Source organism: Blautia liquoris (genome assembly GCF_015159595.1).
GTDB classification, from domain to species: Bacteria; Bacillota; Clostridia; order Lachnospirales; family Lachnospiraceae; genus Novisyntrophococcus; species Novisyntrophococcus liquoris.
This window is the reverse complement of the sequence record NZ_CP063304.1, coordinates 2,428,214-2,448,793: the sequence shown is the minus strand read 5'-3', so window position 1 is coordinate 2,448,793 and position 20,580 is coordinate 2,428,214. Positions and strand designations below refer to the sequence as shown.

Sequence of the window (20,580 nt, the reverse complement as noted above, 5' to 3'; positions counted from 1 at the left end):
TTCTACCTGTTCCGCAGACAGGTCGATACCCTGTTCTTTGGCAATCTCCGCAAAGTGTCGGTCAATATCCCCAATCAATGACGAGGCAGTTTTATTGATGGTTTCCAGAGAGGAACGCAGTTCAGGTAATTCTTTACCTTTACTCCAAGAGGCAATATAACCGAAACTGTTTTCATTGGTTTTAATACCATAGTAGGAGCAGACAGCAAAGGAAATACTTTCTGCCTCTACTTCCTCAGTACGGCGGTCTTTGGGTTTTACTGGCTCTGCATTTTCATCAGACCGTAACTTTTCCTGTCTTTCTTTTTCATAGTTGTGCAATATTGAATGGGCAATCTCATGGATTGTAGCCGAAATCGTCTGTATTTCGCTCATGCCCTCACGAATGGCTGTATACTGTTTGTCAGCGTTAAAATACCCGTCTGTATCTTCTGGCAGTTTATCAAAGAATAGAGGCACGGGGGAAGAACGTTTTAATGCCTCCATAAAAATATCAAAATGTTTTACATTACCAGTCAGGTTTTCAGCAAGGGTGGGAAGTGGTTTCCCGTCTGTTTGGGAAACATCAAACACTGATACTACCTTATACATGGGGATTTTAATTTCTACTTCCTCTGTCTGCACCTTACCGTTTGCGTCAAGCATAGGAGCCTTTGTCACAGGGTCTACTTTTTCCTGTTCTTTTTTTATCTTATAGGGGGTAGGAGCAATGATTTTAATGCTCTGTTCTCCCTTTTTTACATTGCGGGAAAACTGATCACGCCATTTGTTAAATCCTGCTACAAGAGTAGCATCAGGTTTCTGCATAGCAATAAGTATTGTATTATTCAGGGAATAGCTGTGAAAGCGTGACATAGTGCGTAGATACTGCCGATATTTATCACTTTCAAAAAGTTCCTTTATACCGCTTTCAATGCTGTCTGTAATCTCTTTTAACCGTTCTTTGGTTTTACTATTGTCTGCCATATCCATGCTCCTTTCATCGTTGCTTTGATGTCAGTTTCTTCACTCATTTATTTCTTGCCTCTTTTTTCGCAGGAAAATCCATTTTAAAATTCACATACTGACCGCCTGTATCATCAAGAATGATAATGGCATCATAAGTCTTGCCCGTCTTTTCGGAATAGCATCCTGTCAAACTGGCTCTGCCTTTTTTCAACAGGTCTGTAGCAATGGTTTTTGTCAAAGTCTTTTTCTTTGCCGTAAAAAACTTACTTTCTTTCCATAGGGCAAAACCGCAATCCCTGTTTTCACAGCAAAAGCCTTTCTTATTTTCTACAACAGAACCTTTACAACGAGGGCATTGCCCTATGCTTTGAGTTTTTGAGGAAAAAAGAATATCTGTACCTTTGATAATTTCATAGGTGGATACAAGGTCTTTTGTCATGTGGGATATACCATCTAAAAAGATCAGTGGAGAGAGTGTTCCATGTTCAATCTGTTTTAACTGTTCCTCCCATTCAGCAGTAAGCTGCACGGACTTAATTGCTTCCGGCAACACAGTGATAAGAGAAGTGCCCTTTTGTGTTGGGATAAAATGCTTTGTCTTTTTTTCTCCCTTACGCTCTGCCAGTCCTGTTTTGATGAGTTTTTCTAAAATCCCTGCACGAGTAGCGGGAGTACCAATCCCTTTACGTTCAGTATCTTCCATTGCGTTATTTGCATTTTCCATAGCAGAAAGCAAAGTATCGTCTGTAAAATGTTTAGGGGGACTGGTCTTGCCCTCCTTGATGGTTGCTTTGGCAGAAAAGACTTCTCCCTGGTCAACAGGCGGCAGGGCTGTATCTTTTTCCTCTTGTGTCTGCTCCTTTTTTCTTGCAAAGTAGAGAATTTCAGCCGCTTTCCACCCATTATCAAGAGTAGTTTTTCCTTTTGCATTGAATACCACACCGTTACACTTTGCTGTTATTACGGTTTCTGCATAATGACAGCTTTCTCCCACAGCACAAACCAAACGCAGAACAATGAGCATTAAAGTTTCCTGTTCCCCAAAAGGCAGCGAATGAATGTCGCACCCCTTTACGCTCCTGGTGGGGATAATCGCATGATGGTCGGATACCTTACTGTTATCTATGACCTGTGCCATGTTCACTGGTGGATTTTGGAGCGAAAAAAATCCTGCTATAGTTTCTACCACAGCAGGAACACTATCTTTCATATCCTCCGTCAAGTAACGGCTGTCTGTACGGGGATAAGTTACAAGTTTCTTTTCATAAAGGCTCTGAACGTATTCGAGCGTCTGCTCTGCGGTAAAACCAAGCTGTCTGTTTGCCTCTCTTTGCAATGTAGTGAGGTCATAGAGTTTCGGCGGCTTTTCTGACTTTTCTTTGCGTTCTACTGTTTCAATGGTAACATTCTGACCGTCACAGGCATTTTGTAAAGTTTCAGCCTCTTTCCTGTCCTGAAGTTTTTCTCCTGATACAATAAAACCGCTTAAATCAAGCTGCACTGTATAGAAAGGCTTTACACGAAAAGCAGATATATTTTCCTCACGCTCCACCATCATGGCAAGGGTCGGGGACATAACCCTGCCTACATTTAAGGTCTGACCATAGAGGACAGAAAACAGTCTGGTAGCGTTAATACCTACAATCCAGTCTGCTTTGGCTCTGCACAAGGCAGACTGGTACAGCAGTTCATAGTCTGATCCATTTCGGAGATTACGGAATCCCTCGTCAATAGAACTTTCCTCCATAGAGGAAATCCATAGTCTTTTTACAGGTTTTTTGCAAGAGAGTTTTTCATATACCAAGCGGAAAATGAGTTCTCCCTCACGCCCTGCGTCAGTAGCAGCTACCAATTCCGTAACCTCGGTTCGTTTCATCAACTCCCCGATAATTTTCATCTGTTTTTCTTTGCCTTTTGATGTGACATACTTCCAATCAGAGGGCAGGATAGGCAAATCCTCATACTGCCACTTAGCATATTTCTCATTGTAGGAATCAGCAGAGGCAAGTTCCACCAAATGCCCCACACACCATGTTACAAGATAATCATTTCCCTGCATATAACCGTCTTTTTTGACCGCAGCACCGATAACAGCAGCAATGCTCTGTGCCACAGATGGTTTTTCTGCTATTACTAACTTCATTCTTTCACGCTCCTTTTTTGTGAATTGGGGATAGGCTCTTTACTCGGTTTATCCTTTTTTTCAGGGTTCTTTTCGTCAGAGGCGGGAGTTGTTTTCTCCCGCCCGTATTTTGGCTTTTGCATCATCATTCTTTCATAAATACTATCCGTAAAGTAGGTCATAGGCTGTCAGCCTCGCTTTTTTCTTTATCCTCGGTTTCGTATTCTTCCTCATATTCCTCCTCATCAGTTTCAGTGTCCTCATCATCAAAATCATATTCTTCCAGTGCAGTGTTGCCTTTAGTATTCTGCTTATTTTTCAACACCTTGAAATAGTAAAATGCACCGCCGCCAATCATGCCTACAATCAGTAGGAGAAGAAGTGTCCCGTTCATGCCTTTGCTTTTTTCCTCTTTTGGCTCAGGAGCAGGGGTAGAGGTTGTATTCTTTCCGGTACATTTTGTCAGGTCATTCTTACAAAGGGAGCAGTTAGGGTCTACCTTTCCGTTTTCACAAAGGTCGGTACAACTGCACACCTGTGAAGTTTCTAGCTGTTTTGGGGTTTCTCCCTCAATCAGTGCAAGTAAATCTGCCTCGTCTACAAGATTTAAGAAATAGACATTTTCCTTATCGCCCGCCCGGTCAATGACTAAGTAAAAGTAGTTTCCGTTTTTGGAAACAAGGGTCACAAACTGTTTATCTTCGGCTGTTTCTCCGGTAACATCATCTACAAGGGTCAGGTTCCCGTCAGGAGTGAGAGGAACAGGGTCAGGCTTTGGCTCTGGTGTTTCTGTCACTTCAGGGATAACCGGAATTTCTTCTTCGCCACCTCCTGCAAAGGCTGTGGCAGGGAAGATGGAAAGGCAGATGACTACTGCAAACAAGGCAGTAAAGATACGAATTTTATTGTTCTTCATGTGTGGTTTCCTCCTGTTCCTGATTGAAAAAAGACGCATCGTTTTTCTCACGATACGCCTTTAAAAATTCAGATAATTCACTGGTATTCATTTTGGTACTGCGGACAAGTGCAACAATCTCCGTATTTTCAATCTCCATTTTCTGTTGTTCCAGTTCACGGAGTTTTTCTTGTAGTTCCGCAATTTTCTCTTTGGTCTTTGAAATTTCCGAAATGATTTTTTCTCTTTTTTTACTCATAATATTCCTCCTAATTTAAACGCCCATAAGCATAGAAATGCTCTGTCCAGTAAGGAGTGGTTACAGAGGCATACTGTATGGGATTTCCGCAGTGGATCATCATTCCGTTTCCCACGTAAATGCCCACATGAGATACTGCACCGTCACTGGCATAAGTGCCAGTGAAAAAGATAATATCGCCGGGTCTTGCCTCATTGGGTGGGATTTTAGCCGCTTGATTAAAAATGCCTTGTGCTGTGGTTCGCCCAATGTTATAGACACCGGATTCCCTCAGTACCCAACACACAAAGCCAGAGCAGTCAAAACTGGTACTTGGAGAACTGCCTCCCCACACATAAGGATATCCTAGATACTTTTCTGCCTCTCTGATAAGGGCAGCAAAGTCGGGGTTAGTCAGTGCATCGGGCGGTATATCATAGTCTGTGTATTCGCCTTTGCCCGGAGCATAGATATTGCCCTCAAACAAGTAAGGTTTGTTGCCCTGTGTTTCCATATACACGGCAAACATTTTGTTTTGTTCATCAGTCAGATTATTTGTGGCAAGAATACTGATGTCCTTATTTCTCAACGTGATATGAAGAATGTAGTAATCATAAGGTACTTCTTCTGTATAGCTGTCACTATGGGTATTGCCCTCATCGTCTGTCCATGTGTCCGTATATGTTTCTGTTCGGTAACGTACTTGTACTTCTTCCCGGACAGAGAGGGTGTATTGTTGGTCAAATAAGGCTCTTAACTCTGACTGTACCTCAGACCTTTTATATATCTGTAACTTTGCTGTCAGGTAAGAGGCTAGGGTAAAGGGGTTATGCCCGATTTCGTCTAAGTGGTACTGGTATTCGTCATAGCCGGGATATTCACTTTCAATACTGTCAATCCGTGCCTGCAATGCCCGCTCTAATGAGGTATAATCCTCGTCAACGGCAACAATGTCCTCATCTTCAGAAGTGTAGGAAGTTCCCACTACGTTTTGAAAACCGCCCTCCATCATAATGGAGCAGGAAGAAACCGCACTTATCAAAAACATAAGGACTGCCCCAATTCCAAGAGCGATCAATATCCCCTTTTTGTTACTGGCTATAAACTGTGTGATTTTCTCAGCAGCACTTGCCGTCTTTTGAACTGCCTCCTTTGTATTTTTAGCCGCCTGATGTGCTGTTTTAGCACCTTTTCCATAGCGATATTCAATATATTGCTTTTTAATTGTCCGCTTTTGCTGCCAACGTGAAAAGGGATTAGTAATCGAGGCAGGAGTATCCCTCAAATGCTTATGATATAGGTAATTGACCTCGGCTTTGACAGTCTGCTTTTCCGTTTTGGCAAGCTGACGGTAAGGTCTTAATTTGTGACTGCGGTAGGCACTTTGTACCCGTCTTGCCCCAAATTCTGCTCCCTGTTCCGTCTTATGTGCTGCCTCAACGCCCACATTGTCCTGTTCGCCCTCACGGATTTCCTTATGGATTTTACTAAGCAGTTCTTTTTGTGGAATGGTCTTAATGGTAGAGGACAACTTAGATGGTGGCTTTGGCTTATCTATTTCCTCAAAATACAAACGCACCTTTGTTTTGCCAGTATCGGCATCAAAAGTGCGTTCTTTCGCAAGGCTCTTTTTCTTTGGGATTTTTGCCTGTGCCTTTTCCAATTTATCCGCCGCTTTTTCTGCCTTTTTCAGCGGTTCTTCAAGGGTTGGGTCAGAGCGTTCTTCCTCTGTAAAAGTAAGCCGTGACACCTTACCCGCAGGGCGGAACGGTATTTTTGCCATAACTTCACCTCATTTCCTTAATACGACTTTGAATTATTTCATAGTATTTCTTGCTGATTTCTGCACCTAAATATTTTCTTCCATTCAAAATTGCGGCTAGAGCGGTACTTCCGGTTCCCATAAATCCGTCAAAGATCAATTCTCCTGGATTGCTTGAAAGCTGAATGAGCCATGATAGGAACTCTACATTTTTAATAGATGGGTGGTAGATTCCATTTTTCTTTTGCCATGTAGAATTGTATGTTGCTTTTGGGTATTCACTACCAAACCAACAGGCACTAAACCTTGTCTTATATTTTTTAGTGGGCTGTCTATTTGCACTGGGTTTTGTTCCCTCCGGTTTCCGATTTTTTAATAGAGTAGTTTGATTAAACTTCCTACGCCCTTTTTGGCAGAAGATAATCCATTCCGCATTATTGGCAAAACTCCCGTGTAGATCGCCAATGCCTCCAAGCGTTCCCTTTTCCACTACTAAACAGTTTTTTATTGTAAATCCTGCCTGCTTTAAACATTCATAGTGGTAAGGGTAGCAATCAAACCGAGTGAAAAAATAAGCATGGGCATTATCTTGTAAAATCCTATAACACTCCTTTGCAAACAGTCTATAATTGATTCCATCATCGCCTATGATTAAAGGGTGTGTCTGATTAGTAAAGTGATTTTGATAGGATATTCCGTAAGGTGGGTCAGTCAATATCATGGATACATACCCGTCAGGAATTTTTGATAACAGTCCCATGCAGTCCATGTGATATACAGCCATTACAAACTCATACCTTGCTTTTTCTGCGTGACAGGGGCTTTTTTTACAGGCTCTTTCTGTGAATTTCCCTTTAACTCGGCTCGGACAGATGGCTTTTTTTCTTTATCCTTATTCGCCGCTTGCTCTAAGCGGTCAACTATTTTTATGGCATGGGTCACACTTTGCACCATTCCCTCTAACATAGATTTAGAGTGTTTTAACTGTTTTGCAACAACAGCCAATATCCCTTTGTCCTCGTTCCTTTGGGTCAATTCCTTTGTTTCTCTTCCGGTAAGGACACGCCCTAAATTACTGGTATGCTCATTTAAAGAGTGAAGTTCGCTCCCTATAGCATTAATCTTGTCAATCTGTTTCTGGGTTTGAGAAATTGAAGTGTTCAGATTTTCCCTCATATCAGTAAGTGTTTTTCTCAGTCCAATAAAATCCACCGCTTTATTTAAGGCAGAAATTCCTTGCTGTTTTATAAGAGAAAGGCTTTGCTTTACGCTATCGGAAATATCCACTTTGATATGCTCAAGCTGATTTTTCGCCTTTGTTACTTTTTCTTGTAGCTTTAACACTCCATTTATAGCAGATGTTTTAATTCCTTTTTCCTGAATATTAGATAGCTGACTTTTTACCGTCTTTAATTCGTTTAATACCTCCGTATACTGTTTTTCCATTTGGTTTAGCTGTGACAGTAGGGAAGAAAGTTCTATGACTTCCTGCCCTCTGCCCTGATCGGTCAACACCTTAAAAAATTCTTTCAAATGTTCCTGTTCCCCCAATGGGATTGTCAATGTTTCATTCATGTTATTTCTCCTTTCTTTCCTGTGTTTATATGGGTTCTGTGTATATCCTATATTCCAAACTCGCTACAATAACAGCACTTCTAATCCTTTTCCGATTCATTCGGTTTAGTGGTCATAATGCGGTAAAGTTCTGTATCTTTCGGGAACTTATCGGCAAACGGGAGTATTACATTTCCATAAAACAATAATCCTTCGCCCTCGCCAGATTGGGTTACATAGGAAAGCTGATGAGGGGATATATTAAGCTGTTTCGCAAGAATTTGTCTGTCCCCTGACGCTTGATTGAGCATATAGATGAAATCAGAGTTTTCAAAGATATTTTCCACTTCACGAGAGGATAGCAGGTCTTTGACGTTCTGTGTAATACCCGTTGGGATACCTCCCCATTTACGAAACCTTTTCCAGATTTCCACGCTGTAAGCCGCTGTTTGTTCTTCTTTCAGGAGCAAATGAAACTCATCCATGTAGTAACGGGTGGCACGTTTTTCAGCACGGTTTACCGTTACCCTGTTCCAAACCTGATCCTGAACCACAAGCATACCTAACTTTTTAAGCTGTTTTCCCAACTCCTTAATGTCAAAACAGACCAAGCGATTTGTAATGTCCACATTGGTGCGGTGGTTAAACACATTGAGTGAACCTCTTACATAAATTTCAAGGGCTGCTCTGATGTGCTGTGCCTCTTTTTCTCCCTGATTTTCAAGGGCATTGTATAAGTCCTCTAAAATAGGCATCTTTTCGGGTATGGGGTCTGCCAGATAATCGGCATAAACCAAACGGACACAGCGGTCTATGATACTTTTCTCCACTGGCTGTAAGCCCTCTTTTCCGCCTACAACCAATTCACATAAAGACAGAATAAAATCGGATTTCAGGGATAGAGGGCTTTCATCTTCGCTGTAATTTAAGTTAATATCCATTGGATTCACATAATCCGTGCTTGTAGGGGAGATTTTTACTACCTGTCCGTTTAGGCGGTTGACGAGGGGATAATACTCTGCCTCCGGATCGCAGATGATAATGTCATCGGTAGTTATAAGAAAGATGTTTGTAATTTCTCGTTTTGCAGAAAAGGACTTACCACTTCCGGGTGTTCCTAAAATTAAGCCGTTGGGATTTTTCAGCCTCTTTCGGTCTACCATGATGAGGTTATTGCTTAGAGCATTTAAGCCATAATACAAAGCCTCTCCATTTGATTGAAATAGTTCCTGTGTAGTAAAGGGAACAAAAATAGCTGTAGCAGAAGTAGTCAAACTTCGCTGAATGGTTATCTGATTGAAACCAAGAGGTAAAGAGGACATAAATCCCTGTTCCTGCTGAAAGTCCAATCTTACTAAAGAACAGTTGTGTTTTTGGGCAATTCCCGATGCCTGAAATACGATATTCTCAAGCTGTTGTTTCGTGTCAGCAGTATTCATTACAAGAAAAGTCATGAGAAACATTCGCTCATTTCGGCTCTGTAAATCAGCAAGAAGTTTTTTTGCCTCTCCGCCATAGGTAGCAAGGTCAGAGGGGATAATATCCATGTCATAGCCGGAACGGACTGCCTTTTTCTGTTCCTCAATCTTCATTTTATCAAGGTCTGTAATCTTTCTTTTAATGGTCTTGATTGCCTTTGTCTGGTCAACAGACTGAATGTGCATAGTAATTAACAGGTTGCTTTCCATATCGAGAAAGTCAGCAAGTACCCTGTCATTGAGTTCAGGGGCTAGTATCTGCAAAAAGGATACAGCACCATATTTACTGCCTGTTTTAAATGTCCTGCCTTCACGAAACTCAAAAGAAGATGGAGCAATGAAATCTTTAGTAGACAATCCTGATGGTACAAGCCATTTCCAATCAAAGCGAAATGGATCATTCCCATCCATTCTTATCATGTTATGGCAGAGTTTTAAGCGTTCCTTACCGTCAAGGGACTCTACTGCGACACCAATCCTTTTAAGTCCGTTCCAAGAGAAAAGCAGATAAGCTGTCTTTTCGTCAGGTTGAACATTACCTTTGTTTTCACGTTGCTTAAATCCTTTGGAACAGGTACATAAGCCATAAAATCCTCCTTCCGTTCTGCCCCTAGTGAGCATTGAAAATACTCTTTGCCAGTGATCCAGTTTTAAATAGGGTAAAGCACAAAAGAACCGTGTAGCCTACACAAGTCCAAACAGCCCCCATAATGTCACTGTCTATGGCAATGGATTGTACTAATACTGCATAGATTCCTACGCACACCATAATGAGAAAGGCTTGAAAGCCAAGTGCCAACATGGATCTCAAATAGTTCTGTCCCATGCCTCCCCACTCACGATTTGTCATAGTGGCAAAGGGAATTGCCCCAAGGGAAGTCATGAGATAAATCTCAATCATACGCCCATAGATAATGATAAAAATACAGATATTCATGGCGTACATGGTCAGTCCCACAAACATACTTTGCAGCCAGATGCCAAGCAATGAACCGAGTTCCATTTCCATGAGGCGGGTTTCCATATCTGCTATGACCGTGGCAATGTCTATGCTAGTGTCTGAAATAATCACGCCAGCGGCGTTGGATACGATGTGCTGTGATACATCGAAAATTCCCATAATGATGTTAAAGGTGTTAGTAATAATCATCACAGCAATAAAGGTTTTGAAAATCCACTTAAAAAACATAAAGGTATCAATATCGTGGAGATTGTTTTTCTCAATGACCATTTGTATCAGTTCGTAGCACATCACAAAGGTCAGGATAATACCGGCGATTGGTATAATCACGGTGTCGGAGAGGGATTGTATCATAGAAAAGACACCGCCATTCCACGCTGACGGTGTCTTTCCTACTTCCCCTGCGATTTCGCCAACACTTTGGTTGACGTTATCGAACATCCCCGATAAGTTTCCCGTAATACCGCCGACTAACATCTCTTTAAGCCATTCGGTAATACTGTCGATGATGCTTTGCATAGGGTATTACCTTTTAACCAAACAAGCCAGAAAGCAGGGGAACAAGTGTCATGCCGATCAGTGCTACGCCACCGCCCGCCATAAGCTGTTTCATTCCCTGGCTTTTTGCACCAGGGTTATCATTACCGTATCCCTCAAGCAAATTGATAACACCCCAAATTCCAAGTCCTGCTCCAAGAGCGACAACAAGTGTCTGAAGTACATCTACTGCTGAATTAAAAAATCCCATAATTAAATCCTCCTAATTTGTTGTTTTAAATGTTCAAATCAAATTTCTTTATCACTTACTTTCAATGAGATATCATTTTCCACCTCATCTCCCCAAACAGCCCAATCTTTCACTGATTGTCTGGCAAACAATTCAATCCGAGAAATATCTCCCATAAGTTCAACAATCTTTTCCCTGACAATATCAGGCTTTTTGCTATGTCGTTCCAATGGGCTGATAATAAGCTGATGTACCTTTTTGGAAATTCTTTTCGGCTTACCCTTTATTCCAAGTAAACAGATTTCAACATTGGAACGTGTCCAGTGTCCAAGTCCAGAAAAGAAACCATTTCCTGATCTGTTTTGCTTAATCCATACAAAGGCAACGGTTTTGTAAGTGAATCCCCATGATCTCATCACTTTTAACGCCTCTGGAATCATAGGGAATGTCGACCATAAAAATAAAGCACAATCTTTATCAGCGATAGAAGAAATCGGCAGGCTACATATATCTTCAAGTTTCATTGTTGAATAGTGATTTTCAGCAACACCTTGTCCTTTACTCTGTTGATACCTTCATGGCGGATCGGCATAAACAATGTTGTAGTTCAATAAATCACTCCTTTCAATTTTGACTAAAAAAATAACCGCAGTTATGCGGTTTCGGATTCGTCTGTAAGGTCGATTTCGTAAACATCATAGACCTCATCAGGCTTTAGCCTTAGTTTTGTGGACAGATACTTTTCAATATTAAAGGTGTTTCTTTTATCAAAATCCGATAAGTATCGGTAATTGGGGTGCTGTGTAATATCGTACTTATCGGAGAGGAACGGGCGAACACCTCTAAGCTGTAAAATGCACTTACCTCCATCCATGACAGCAAGTTCATCTATACTCATCAGCTCCTTTCCTAGTTTCTGATAATTAAGCCCGTAACTTCTTTGTGACCCTCTGGTATCAGAAGTGTTAAACATATCAATGGTTTCTTTACCGAGGGTTTCTGATAAATCCTTGAGGGTAGTTTTTTCCTTTCCCCCAAGAAAAATCATACTGTCGCAATTGCCCACAATCGTGTCGGCATTATCTTTGTAGAGAGCCTTTAACTGGCTCTGTGCCTGTAGAACGAGGCAGGCAGAAATCTCCCTTGAGCGAATGGTTGCCATTAATTTTTCCAGTTTTGGAATCTGCCCAATATTGGCTGCCTCATCAATCAGACAGCGAACATGAACGGGAAGTCTACCCCCGTATACATCATCAGCCTTGTCGCAGAGCAGATTGAAAAGCTGTGTATATGCCATAGATACTAAAAAATTAAAAGTATCGTCTGTATCGCTGATGATAATAAACAGGGCAGTTTTTCTATCCCCCAGGGTATCCAGTTCCATTTCATCGTAAGCAGTCAACTCACGCAGTTCCTTAATATCAAAGGGGGCTAACCTCGCACCACAGCTAATCAGAATCGACTTCGCTGTTTTTCCTGCCGCCAGTTTATATTTCTTGTACTGCCTCACGGCAAAGTGTTGCGGGTCTTTTTCTTCTAAGGCATCAAACATTAAATCCACAGGATTTTTAAAATCTTCATCATCTTCCCGTACCTCAGAGGCGTTAATAAATTCAATCAAGGTAGAAAAGTTCTGTTCATGTTCGGGAGCCTCAAAATAGATGTATCCAATAAGAGCCGTGTAAAGCAAAGTTTCTGCCTTTACCCAAAAATCATCGCCTGCCTTTCCCTCGCCTTTGGTATTAGCAATAAGAGTAGTAACGAGTTTCAATATGTCCTTTTCACTCTTAATATAAGTAAAAGGATTGTAGTGCATGGACTTCTTAAAATTGATGGTATTAAGGATTTTGATTTTATAGCCCTCACGCTGTAGCAACTTCCCACACTCCACAACAATGCTGCCTTTCGGATCAGTTATCACATAGGAACTATGGCACTGCATAAGATTGGGTTTCAACCAAAATCTTGTTTTACCAGAGCCGGAACCGCCTACAATCAGCACGTTTTTATTTCTTGCGTTCTTAGGCTTTTTTGGTCGGCTTGACATCATGAGGCGTTCCGTCTGTGTCAGTATCACATTGTTTTGGAATATAGGGTCTGCAAAAGGGCGAATATCTTCGGCTTTGCCCCATCTTGCAGAGCCATACTCTATACCTTTTCTGTATTTCTTAGCATTTTTTCCCTTTATAAAAACAGCAAGGCGGATTATAGCAGAAAACAGAATACCAACCAGTAAATCCCGCGGGTGCAGGCTCGGAAGTAGGCTTTTAAATGCAAATGAAAAGCCGTCTGTTAGATTTAAGATTTTGTCATCTACTTCAAAGCCTGCGGCAAACCGCCATGCCTGCGATACCTTTGTAAAGAACAGTGCAAGAAACAGATAGGGGATATTTAGGATAAGAAGTTTTTTCAGCTTTGTATTCATCGGCTTTGCTCCTTTTCCCTGTTTTTTACCCTGTCAGTGATAGAGTTCTTCACAAGTTCAGAAAACTTTTTAAGCTGTGCCAATACAGAGGGTCTTGCCGCTTTCTTCACTGTTTTTGCGGTAAACTCAGTAAAAGCAGAAGTAATGGCATCGGCATCTCTTCCTTTGAAAAAGACGAGGTATCTAGGCGGTGTAACGGACTTATCCCTTTTAACAGCAAAGTCTACACCGTATTTCCTCGCCACACGTTCAAAACTTTTGATGTTCTTATCCGTTACCTCAATGTTACTCATGCCTTGATTTTGTTCGGCAAGTTCTTTGACTGTCTGCTTGCCATGAGGGATTTTAGGGCTATCCTTATTTTTCTTCTCTATTTCTGCCAAGACTTTCAGCATTGCCGCCCTTAGTGTACGCACTGTCAGCTTACCCCCATTTATAGCCAGGGCAACGGTTTTGTTTTCAACTTCTTCCTGCATGATAAATGCCTCCTTTCATAGATTTAAAAGGATTTGTTACGGCGGAACAAACAGCCGCCTTATCAAATAGTCAGCCATTGTTCTTTTCCCTCCCTTGACCCTTAACAGTTAAAATGCCCTCAAGAGTAGTAGCGGTAATTTGTAAGCGTTCAGCGATAGCTATGTCATTTTTCACGTTTTCATCTACCAAATCGCCACAGACTACAAGAACACGGGAACGCCGCAGCATATCCCTTGCCATATCAATCCCGTCTTTATGCTCCTGTGGAATTTCATCATTAAGATAAAGAGGCAGGAACAAGAGGGGACACATGGGAGTAAATCCCGCCTCATAGATTTTTCTGCAATATTTAGCCGCCTGTTCGGTATTTTCAAACTCGTTCCTGCTCCAAGCCGCTGTAATGTATGCCATAGGTTTTTTCATTGTCTAAACTCCTTTCATATTTTGGTCATAAAAAAAGGCATCTTGCTATTCCTAAAAAACAGGTGCAAAATGCCATTATCTATCTCCGTATAAATCGTGGTTTACCAGTGCCGAATAATAAGTGCCAATCGTTGAGGGTGCATTAAAGAGAGTAGTCAGCAGATAACGCTTGATATTACGGATATAGGTGGTAGTCTTTCTCAGGCTCTCAAACACATAATCAATATGTAGGCTGTTGATCCGTAACAGTTTCTCTTTAACAAGCTGTGCAGGGTAATCGTTACCTGAAATATTAATAATGTCTTTTGTGGAGCAAAGAGTTTCCACCATAAGGTCAACAATTTCGTTAAGCTGTTCATTGTCATGATTATGCTTGATGTATTCATATTCAATGTTTTCTAATACTAATTCTCTTGCTTCATTTACACTGTTACAGCCAATCGAATCATATCCCATCTTTCTTTGTGGCTCTGCACTTGATGGATAAGGATTTGATTGATAAGGATTTAATATATCGTTATTTAATAAATCTGTATTTGATTTATAAGTATTTAATTGGTGGGGATTTCCCAAAATAGGCTCGCCCTGTTCAGGTTTCTCCAAGATTGGATTTTCCAACATTGGGTTATCCAAGATTGGATTTTCCCGTTTAGGTGGAATATCAGCAGAATCAGGGCTTTGAGGTTGTTCAAAAATCGTGTATTCCGTTGTGGTAAGCTGCCCTTTTTCATTGCGGATACGCCTGCGTGTTATATATCCATGTGCCTCAAGTTCTTTTACCGTGGCATTGATACTGTCAATTCCGTCTTTACAGATAAGGGAAAGTCCTTTTGTGGTGTAATCCCAATTTTCCGGCAGAGAAAGCATAAGAGATAATAAACCTTTCGCCTTTAAGGAAAGTTCGGTATTTCTCAAATGATGGTTAGCCATAACCGTGTAATCCCTTGTCTTTTCCACTCTGAATACTGCCAATCACATCACTCCTTTCCTCTGAAAATAAAAAAAGCCGCAGACAATTTTGCGGTTATCTCAGCGTGTTGGCTCACTTCCTCGGTCATAAAAGATATGACCGCTTGCTATTTTGGCGTGTCTAAGGATTTTTACTTCCTCTCGGTTTTGGCTCTCTAATGCCTTTTGATACCCTGCATCGGTTAGAAACAATCGCATACGCTCGCCCTTATTTCCCACAGGGGAAGAATGACTCAACACATCAAATACAATCATGTGAGAAACATCAGGGTCAAAACGTTCCAAAGCCATAATGTCATGCCCGGTAAGCTGTGGTTCTCCCGATTGTTTACGAGCCTCATCAAGTAGTTGAAAAATGGTTTTATTCTTATCCATAGGAAAACTCCTTTCTATCGTTCTTGTTGCTGTGTCCGCTTTTTATGCCAGCCTTCAAGCAATTTGATGATAGTATCCTCCATCTGCCGTGGAGTGTAGCTTTTCGGAAAATATTTTTTGATTTTATCGGCTGTAAGAGTAACTTTGTCTAAATCCCCTTTCTTTTCCTCACTCATAATAGCACTCATAACCTCAATGGTTAATTTGCCTTTTTCGCTAAATTCCCTCAACCGTTTTGCCTGCGGTTGAGAGGGGGTAGCCTGTTCCATTTCCATAGCCTCTAATAAGCTGATCTGTTCCTCATTTTTAAGATAAGACAATTCTACAGCAGGGCTAAGAGCAATTTTCTTTTCATCTACCATAGAAAGCAGTTCTGGAATCAGTTCTGTTAATCGGATATATCTGCGGACAGTATCTTTACCTACCCCTGCGTCTTTGCCAACTTTTTCAGCAGATAACTTCTGCTCATCTTGCGTAGAAGTTAAATCCGTTCTTGCACCTTGCCGTTTAATAGCCTCTAATTTCAGCTTAAAGGCAAAGGCTCGTTCACTCGGCAGAATATTTTCTCTCTGTAAATTACTGTCAACCATGATAATAGTAGCTGCATCATCATCAAGATTACGAACAATCACAGGCATGGTAGGACGTTCTGCAATTTCACAGGCTCTTTTACGCCTATGTCCTGCCACAATTTCATAGCCTCCCTCGTCACGTGGGCGAACAATAGCAGGAACGAGTACACCATACTGTTTTATACTTTCAGCAGTATCATACATAGCCTCATTATCAATTACCTTAAACGGGTGGTCTTTGAATGGGAACAACTCTGTTAAAGGAAGTTCCACTATTTTTTCTAACTTCTCATCGGTTCTGCTTTCCTCAGTGGAAAATATGTCATCGACTGATGCCAGCTTTATGTTTTTGGCGGAGCTTTTCAATTTTCAACACCTCCTTTGTCAGATTTATATATCCCTCTGCAACCTTACCTTTAGGATCATGGGCAAAGATACTTTTTCCCTCTGCACTGATTTCAGCAGCCCTTACGGAGTGGGGAATATCTGTTGCAAATACCTTGATACTTCCTCCATAAGTTTCTCTAAGTAAGGAACTGATTTCCTTTGCAAAATTAGTGCGGTTATCCACCATTGTCAGTAGAATACCGTCAATTTTTAATTGGGGATTAATCTGTTTCCGCACCTTTCCAATGGTTTGCAAAAGCTGTTCTAAACCTTTTACGGGCAAATATTGTGCCTGGACAGGAATAATAACGCTATCAGCAGAGGCAAGTGCATTGACTGTCAGCATACCCAAAGAGGGCATACAGTCTAATAGGATAAAATCATACTGTTTCCTTACTGTATCAAGATACTGCTTTAAGACAGTTTCCCTACTCATGGCATTTACGAGGGATACTTCCATGCCAGAGAGTTCAATATTAGCAGGGAGCAGGTCTACATTTTCCTCATGCCGTAAAATACCCTCTTTGTTTTCAATAGGAATATCCATGATTACCTTGCCCATTACAGTAGCAAGAGTGGTGGAGAGTGTGTCCGGTTGAGAATAGCCTAAGCTGATAGATAGGCTACCTTGAGGGTCACAATCTGCCAGTAGGACTTTCTTTCCCTCTTGTGCCAGTCCTATACCCAGGTTGGCACAAGTAGTTGTTTTGCCAACGCCTCCCTTTTGGTTGGCTATAGCGATTACTTTTGCATTCAATTTTTGTTCACCTCCAATGGGTATAAAAAAACGCCATCTAATCGGCTCGTCTGCCTTATAGATAGCGTTTGGTGTGGTTATTCGGTTCTTTATCATATTATATTTTTGTGTAAAACCCTTTGTTTATGCGGGTTTCAGCGGTTGAGCATAAATAGACGGTGCTACAGGTCCATCCGCACCGGTTGGTCCAGTAGCACCATCCGCGCCAGTAGGTCCGGCGGCCCCGTCAGCCCCAGTCGGTCCCACAGGTCCATCCGCGCCAGTAGGTCCGGTCGGCCCGGTAGCCCCATTAGCCCCAGTTGGTCCGGTCGGTCCAGTAGTGCCGTCAGCGCCGGCAGGCCCCATAGGTCCAGTAGCGCCGTCAGCCCCAGCGGGACCCACAGGTCCGGTTGGTCCGGTAACACCATTAGCACCGGCAGGCCCGGTTGGTCCGGTAATACCATTAGCACCGGCAGGTCCGGTTGGTCCGGTAACACCATTAGCACCGGCAGGTCCGGTTGGTCCGGTAACACCATTAGCACCGGCAGGCCCGGTTGGTCCGGTAACACCATTAGCACCGGCAGGCCCGGTCGGCCCGGTAGCCCCATTAGCCCCAGTTGGTCCGGTCGGTCCAGTAGCGCCGTCAGCGCCGGCAGGCCCCATAGGTCCAGTAGCGCCGTCAGCGCCGGCAGGCCCCATAGGTCCAGTAGCCCCGTCAGCCCCAGCGGGTCCAACAGGTCCTACAAATCCTCTCGGTCCCATAGGCCCGGTAGCCCCGTCAGCCCCAGCGGGTCCAACAGGTCCTACAAATCCTCTCGGTCCCATAGGCCCGGTTGCACCCGTAGCACCTGCAAATCCTCTTGGCCCCATAGGTCCAGTCGGTCCAACAGGTCCTGCAAATCCTCTTGGTCCCATAGGTCCGGCAGGCCCCATAGGTCCGACAGGTCCTCTTGGTCCGGCAGGCCCCATACATCCTCTGGGACCTCTTGGCCCCATAGGCCCGGTTGGACCTGCATTACAAGGTCGGCATGAGGATCTGCATCCATATTCGCTTACAGACATATCAGAATTTCTATTGCCCTTCTTTTTGAAAATCAATTTTGATAGCTCCTTTCTTTTCAATCTGATTTTTTTCTTTTGTCTACTATACTATATGTTTATAAAATATAATACGTTCGCGAATATGAATGAAACATGTCGAATTATGAATAAATAACGCGTTTAAAAGAGGAATACAAGTATCGGGTTAAAAGCCTGACAATATTCAAAAAAGATAAATTTTTAAGTCCTGGCGATGATTTCTCTGCAAATTTTGTATTGATAGTTGGCAATGAGTGGTGTATCCTTAAGTATAAAATCAATTTGTTATGATACCAGCGTCAAAAGGTCCTGCGTTTCATTATCAATTGGTTCCTGCAGATTGATAGGGAGGTCATTTTGAGTATGTTAAAAGTAGCTATATGCGATGATAACAGGGATGCAGCGAGCATGTATGCGGATTTAATCAGCCAGATAGCCGAAAAAAATCGGGTGAAGATTGAACTGTCCTGTTATTATAGCGGGGAATCCCTGCTCTTTCGCTATATGGATATACCGGAGGAGGTCGATATTATCTATCTGGATGTCTTAATGGACAAGATGGATGGAATGGAAACAGCCAGGCAGCTGCGGGGTCTCAATTGCAAAGCTCAGATTATTTTCCTGACCAGCTATGAAGATTATGTATATGAGGCCTTTGATGTAAATGCGGTTCAATATTTACTAAAAGGCGATACGAGTTCATCTAAATTTGAACGTGCATTTCTAAGAGCTGTGGAACTTTCAACCCAAAAAGACGACGAGTTGTTTTCTTTTGAGTTTGATGGAAAGACCAGTGTGGTTCCGATCCGGGATATCTCCTATTTTGAGATTTACCGAAGACTGGTAACGTTACACTGTGAAGATGGGAAAAGTGTTGAGTTCTACGCCAGTATGTCACAGCTTGAGAGCAAACTATCTGCTCATGACTTCGTCCGCATTCATCGTTCCTTCCTGGTGCATTTGCCCTACATCTCGATGTTTCGACAGAGGGAGCTATTATTAAAGACGGGAGAAGTAATTCCCATCGGGAGTACTTACATTAGTTCCTTAAAAGAGACATTTTCAGAGTATATTTCTAATTTGCATATTTACAAAAGTAAGGAGAAACCACTATGATTTATGCTGCAACACTTATGATTCTCTTATACTATAATGCTTTTGCCTTTTATTTTAGAAAACTCTTTCCTGTCTCAAAATCCAAGACGGTTCTTTCTTTTTTTATTTTGCCGTTGATAGCCGTTGCGTATGTGATTTTGCGGATCACTAATCTGAGCTGGCTGAATCTGCCGGTTATTATGGTCATTATGTTTTTGTGCCTGCTGTTTTCAACTGGTCTGAGCCGTTTACAGGCTGCATTTGGAGGCGGTCTTTGTGTATTAAGTGCGTACGGTCTGAGAGGAATCGTTATGGCAGTTGGTACATTCTTCTTTCGGGGAAAGGATTTGATATCTTACAGTGAAGGATATTATACCGTTACTCTGATTGCACTTTCTGTTGGATTAGTCTTCTGGGAAGGAATACGCAGGACACTTCTCCCGGATGACAGGATGAAGATTTTTTTAGCCAGCAGCGGTCAGTTAAAACTGGTTGTTGTTTTCGAACTCGTAGCTGCCCTCAATCTGGCAATATTGAATCTGGGGCGTTTCCTGACGGTAAACAGTCTGTGGTTTATGGGCATCATTCTGGTAACGGATGTATTGACTCTTGGTATGCTGGTCTTTACGATTTATCAGTCAATCAGAAGTATTGAATTACTGGATTATAAGTATAAGAGCAGAATGCTGGAACAGCAATACGCCAGGCAGCTGCGGCATTACAACTCCTATCAGAAATTCACGGAGAGTTTCCGAAAGTTTAAGCATGATTATAAATCCATGATGACTTCACTCAAAGTGTTGATCCGGGAGCAGCAGAACGAAGATGCGATCCAGTTAATCGACGATATCTATGATGAAATGCAGGAAAAAGTTCAAGTTCACAGGAAATATTCCGATAACGTAGTTTTGGATGCCATGATGCAGGATCTGGCAAATGTATGTGAGGAAAATAATATACGCTATAAGTTTCATGTATTTACTCCTCCGAATACTAAAGTTTTGTCTTTGAATGAAATACGGGTCCTGTCGAATATATCACACAATGCAGTAGAGGCATGTAAGAAAGTACCACAAGACGAGCGTTTTATTGAGATTACCAGCAGCTTGAATCAGCAGTGGCTGGTACTGGAAGCTGTGAATTCTTATAATGGGGAACTATTGATGGAAGACGGAAAACTGAAAACAGTAAAAGATGAGAAAGAAGAACATGGATTAGGACTTGATATCGTAAAAGAGATTGTGGAACATGCGGGAGGGTTTGTTCTGTATGACCATGATTCCGAAAACAAAACTTTTCTGCTGCGGATACATGTTCCCGAAGATAAATGTTAAAACACATAATTTTTTGACCTGG

18 protein-coding genes and 4 pseudogenes are annotated in these 20,580 nt (G+C 42.0%); 2 read left to right on the top strand and 20 right to left on the bottom strand.

The features are described 5' to 3' along the window. Positions 1 to 75: 75 nt before the first annotated feature. The 20 genes and pseudogenes from INP51_RS16520 to INP51_RS11030 form a co-directional block, all read right to left on the bottom strand. Positions 76 to 984 (bottom strand): annotated as a pseudogene (locus INP51_RS16520) (ArdC-like ssDNA-binding domain-containing protein); the annotation flags it as partial. A gap of 25 nt (positions 985 to 1,009) precedes the next feature. Further along, on the bottom strand, positions 1,010 to 3,091 hold the full coding sequence (locus INP51_RS11120) for a DNA topoisomerase 3 (RefSeq protein WP_193734917.1): 2,082 nt from the start codon (positions 3,089 to 3,091) through the stop codon (positions 1,010 to 1,012). Between the two features lie 157 nt (positions 3,092 to 3,248). Further along, the gene (locus INP51_RS11115; RefSeq protein ID WP_193734916.1) at positions 3,249 to 3,986 is read right to left on the bottom strand and encodes a DUF4366 domain-containing protein; all 738 of its coding nucleotides are present in this window, start codon (positions 3,984 to 3,986) and stop codon (positions 3,249 to 3,251) included. Next, positions 3,973 to 4,224 carry a DUF4315 family protein gene (locus INP51_RS11110; RefSeq protein ID WP_193734915.1) on the bottom strand — a complete coding sequence of 84 codons (252 nt, stop codon included), beginning with the start codon at positions 4,222 to 4,224 and terminating at the stop codon, positions 3,973 to 3,975. Before INP51_RS11110 ends, INP51_RS11115 begins: the two co-directional genes overlap by 14 nt. Before the next feature lie 10 nt (positions 4,225 to 4,234). Continuing rightward, entirely contained in the window at positions 4,235 to 5,986 is a 1,752-nt protein-coding gene (locus tag INP51_RS11105) for a C40 family peptidase (protein WP_193734914.1), read from the bottom strand. A gap of 4 nt (positions 5,987 to 5,990) precedes the next feature. Continuing rightward, complete coding sequence (locus INP51_RS11100; protein WP_230406777.1) at positions 5,991 to 6,725, bottom strand: DNA-methyltransferase; 735 nt, start codon at positions 6,723 to 6,725, stop codon at positions 5,991 to 5,993. Positions 6,726 to 6,748: 23 nt separating this feature from the next. Next, complete coding sequence (locus tag INP51_RS11095; protein WP_193734913.1) at positions 6,749 to 7,540, bottom strand: DUF6674 family protein; 792 nt, start codon at positions 7,538 to 7,540, stop codon at positions 6,749 to 6,751. An 80-nt stretch (positions 7,541 to 7,620) separates the two neighbouring features. Continuing rightward, positions 7,621 to 9,489, bottom strand: a pseudogene (locus tag INP51_RS11090) (VirB4-like conjugal transfer ATPase, CD1110 family); the annotation flags it as partial. Next, positions 9,489 to 9,584: pseudogene (locus INP51_RS11085) on the bottom strand (PrgI family protein); the annotation flags it as partial. The pseudogenes INP51_RS11085 and INP51_RS11090, both read right to left, overlap by 1 nt. A 23-nt stretch (positions 9,585 to 9,607) precedes the next feature. After that, positions 9,608 to 10,477, bottom strand: a complete 870-nt coding sequence (locus INP51_RS11080) for a VirB6/TrbL-like conjugal transfer protein, CD1112 family (protein ID WP_193734912.1) — start codon at positions 10,475 to 10,477, stop codon at positions 9,608 to 9,610. Between the two features lie 13 nt (positions 10,478 to 10,490). Further along, positions 10,491 to 10,706: a Maff2 family mobile element protein gene (locus INP51_RS11075; RefSeq protein WP_193734911.1), complete on the bottom strand. Its 216-nt coding sequence runs from the start codon at positions 10,704 to 10,706 to the stop codon at positions 10,491 to 10,493. 38 nt (positions 10,707 to 10,744) lie between these two features. After that, positions 10,745 to 11,314: pseudogene (locus INP51_RS11070) on the bottom strand (MT-A70 family methyltransferase). Between the two features lie 23 nt (positions 11,315 to 11,337). Further along, complete coding sequence (locus tag INP51_RS11065; protein ID WP_193734909.1) at positions 11,338 to 13,110, bottom strand: VirD4-like conjugal transfer protein, CD1115 family; 1,773 nt, start codon at positions 13,108 to 13,110, stop codon at positions 11,338 to 11,340. Beyond that, positions 13,107 to 13,586 (bottom strand): PcfB family protein, encoded by a 480-nt coding sequence (locus INP51_RS11060; protein WP_193734908.1) that lies wholly within the window; start codon positions 13,584 to 13,586, stop codon positions 13,107 to 13,109. Before INP51_RS11060 ends, INP51_RS11065 begins: the two co-directional genes overlap by 4 nt. A gap of 70 nt (positions 13,587 to 13,656) precedes the next feature. Next, a complete protein-coding gene (locus INP51_RS11055; protein WP_193734907.1) occupies positions 13,657 to 14,010 on the bottom strand; it encodes a DUF7768 domain-containing protein in 354 nt (117 codons plus the stop codon). Positions 14,011 to 14,085: 75 nt separating this feature from the next. Beyond that, complete coding sequence (locus INP51_RS11050; RefSeq protein ID WP_193734906.1) at positions 14,086 to 14,982, bottom strand: DUF6017 domain-containing protein; 897 nt, start codon at positions 14,980 to 14,982, stop codon at positions 14,086 to 14,088. Between the two features lie 57 nt (positions 14,983 to 15,039). Next, positions 15,040 to 15,354 (bottom strand): DUF5720 family protein, encoded by a 315-nt coding sequence (locus tag INP51_RS11045; protein ID WP_193734905.1) that lies wholly within the window; start codon positions 15,352 to 15,354, stop codon positions 15,040 to 15,042. A gap of 14 nt (positions 15,355 to 15,368) precedes the next feature. Next, positions 15,369 to 16,292 carry a ParB/RepB/Spo0J family partition protein gene (locus tag INP51_RS11040; RefSeq protein ID WP_193734904.1) on the bottom strand — a complete coding sequence of 308 codons (924 nt, stop codon included), beginning with the start codon at positions 16,290 to 16,292 and terminating at the stop codon, positions 15,369 to 15,371. Continuing rightward, the gene (locus INP51_RS11035; RefSeq protein ID WP_193734903.1) at positions 16,249 to 17,070 is read right to left on the bottom strand and encodes a ParA family protein; all 822 of its coding nucleotides are present in this window, start codon (positions 17,068 to 17,070) and stop codon (positions 16,249 to 16,251) included. The genes INP51_RS11040 and INP51_RS11035 overlap by 44 nt, the downstream gene beginning before the upstream one ends. Positions 17,071 to 17,193: 123 nt before the next feature. Then, positions 17,194 to 18,147 carry a hypothetical protein gene (locus INP51_RS11030; RefSeq protein WP_329602301.1) on the bottom strand — a complete coding sequence of 318 codons (954 nt, stop codon included), beginning with the start codon at positions 18,145 to 18,147 and terminating at the stop codon, positions 17,194 to 17,196. 345 nt (positions 18,148 to 18,492) lie between these two features. On the opposite strand from INP51_RS11030, the gene INP51_RS11025 reads away from it, so the two are divergent. Together INP51_RS11025 and INP51_RS11020 are read left to right on the top strand one after the other, a co-directional pair. Then, a complete protein-coding gene (locus INP51_RS11025) occupies positions 18,493 to 19,245 on the top strand; it encodes a LytR/AlgR family response regulator transcription factor (RefSeq protein WP_193734902.1) in 753 nt (250 codons plus the stop codon). Beyond that, the gene (locus tag INP51_RS11020; protein ID WP_193734901.1) at positions 19,242 to 20,558 is read left to right on the top strand and encodes a sensor histidine kinase; all 1,317 of its coding nucleotides are present in this window, start codon (positions 19,242 to 19,244) and stop codon (positions 20,556 to 20,558) included. Before INP51_RS11025 ends, INP51_RS11020 begins: the two co-directional genes overlap by 4 nt. Positions 20,559 to 20,580 lie beyond the last annotated feature (22 nt).

Excerpts from the sequence above, each read along its gene's own strand:
- INP51_RS11120 (WP_193734917.1), bottom strand. The coding sequence starts at position 3,091 with ATGAAGTTAGTAATAGCAGAAAAACCATCTGTGGCACAGAGCATTGCT.
- INP51_RS11115 (WP_193734916.1), bottom strand. The coding sequence starts at position 3,986 with ATGAAGAACAATAAAATTCGTATCTTTACTGCCTTGTTTGCAGTAGTC.
- INP51_RS11110 (WP_193734915.1), bottom strand. The coding sequence starts at position 4,224 with ATGAGTAAAAAAAGAGAAAAAATCATTTCGGAAATTTCAAAGACCAAA.
- INP51_RS11105 (WP_193734914.1), bottom strand. The coding sequence starts at position 5,986 with ATGGCAAAAATACCGTTCCGCCCTGCGGGTAAGGTGTCACGGCTTACT.
- INP51_RS11100 (WP_230406777.1), bottom strand. The coding sequence starts at position 6,725 with ATGGGACTGTTATCAAAAATTCCTGACGGGTATGTATCCATGATATTG.
- INP51_RS11095 (WP_193734913.1), bottom strand. The coding sequence starts at position 7,540 with ATGAATGAAACATTGACAATCCCATTGGGGGAACAGGAACATTTGAAA.
- INP51_RS11080 (WP_193734912.1), bottom strand. The coding sequence starts at position 10,477 with ATGCAAAGCATCATCGACAGTATTACCGAATGGCTTAAAGAGATGTTA.
- INP51_RS11075 (WP_193734911.1), bottom strand. The coding sequence starts at position 10,706 with ATGGGATTTTTTAATTCAGCAGTAGATGTACTTCAGACACTTGTTGTC.
- INP51_RS11065 (WP_193734909.1), bottom strand. The coding sequence starts at position 13,110 with ATGAATACAAAGCTGAAAAAACTTCTTATCCTAAATATCCCCTATCTG.
- INP51_RS11060 (WP_193734908.1), bottom strand. The coding sequence starts at position 13,586 with ATGCAGGAAGAAGTTGAAAACAAAACCGTTGCCCTGGCTATAAATGGG.
- INP51_RS11055 (WP_193734907.1), bottom strand. The coding sequence starts at position 14,010 with ATGAAAAAACCTATGGCATACATTACAGCGGCTTGGAGCAGGAACGAG.
- INP51_RS11045 (WP_193734905.1), bottom strand. The coding sequence starts at position 15,354 with ATGGATAAGAATAAAACCATTTTTCAACTACTTGATGAGGCTCGTAAA.
- INP51_RS11025 (WP_193734902.1), top strand. The coding sequence starts at position 18,493 with ATGTTAAAAGTAGCTATATGCGATGATAACAGGGATGCAGCGAGCATG.
- INP51_RS11020 (WP_193734901.1), top strand. The coding sequence starts at position 19,242 with ATGATTTATGCTGCAACACTTATGATTCTCTTATACTATAATGCTTTT.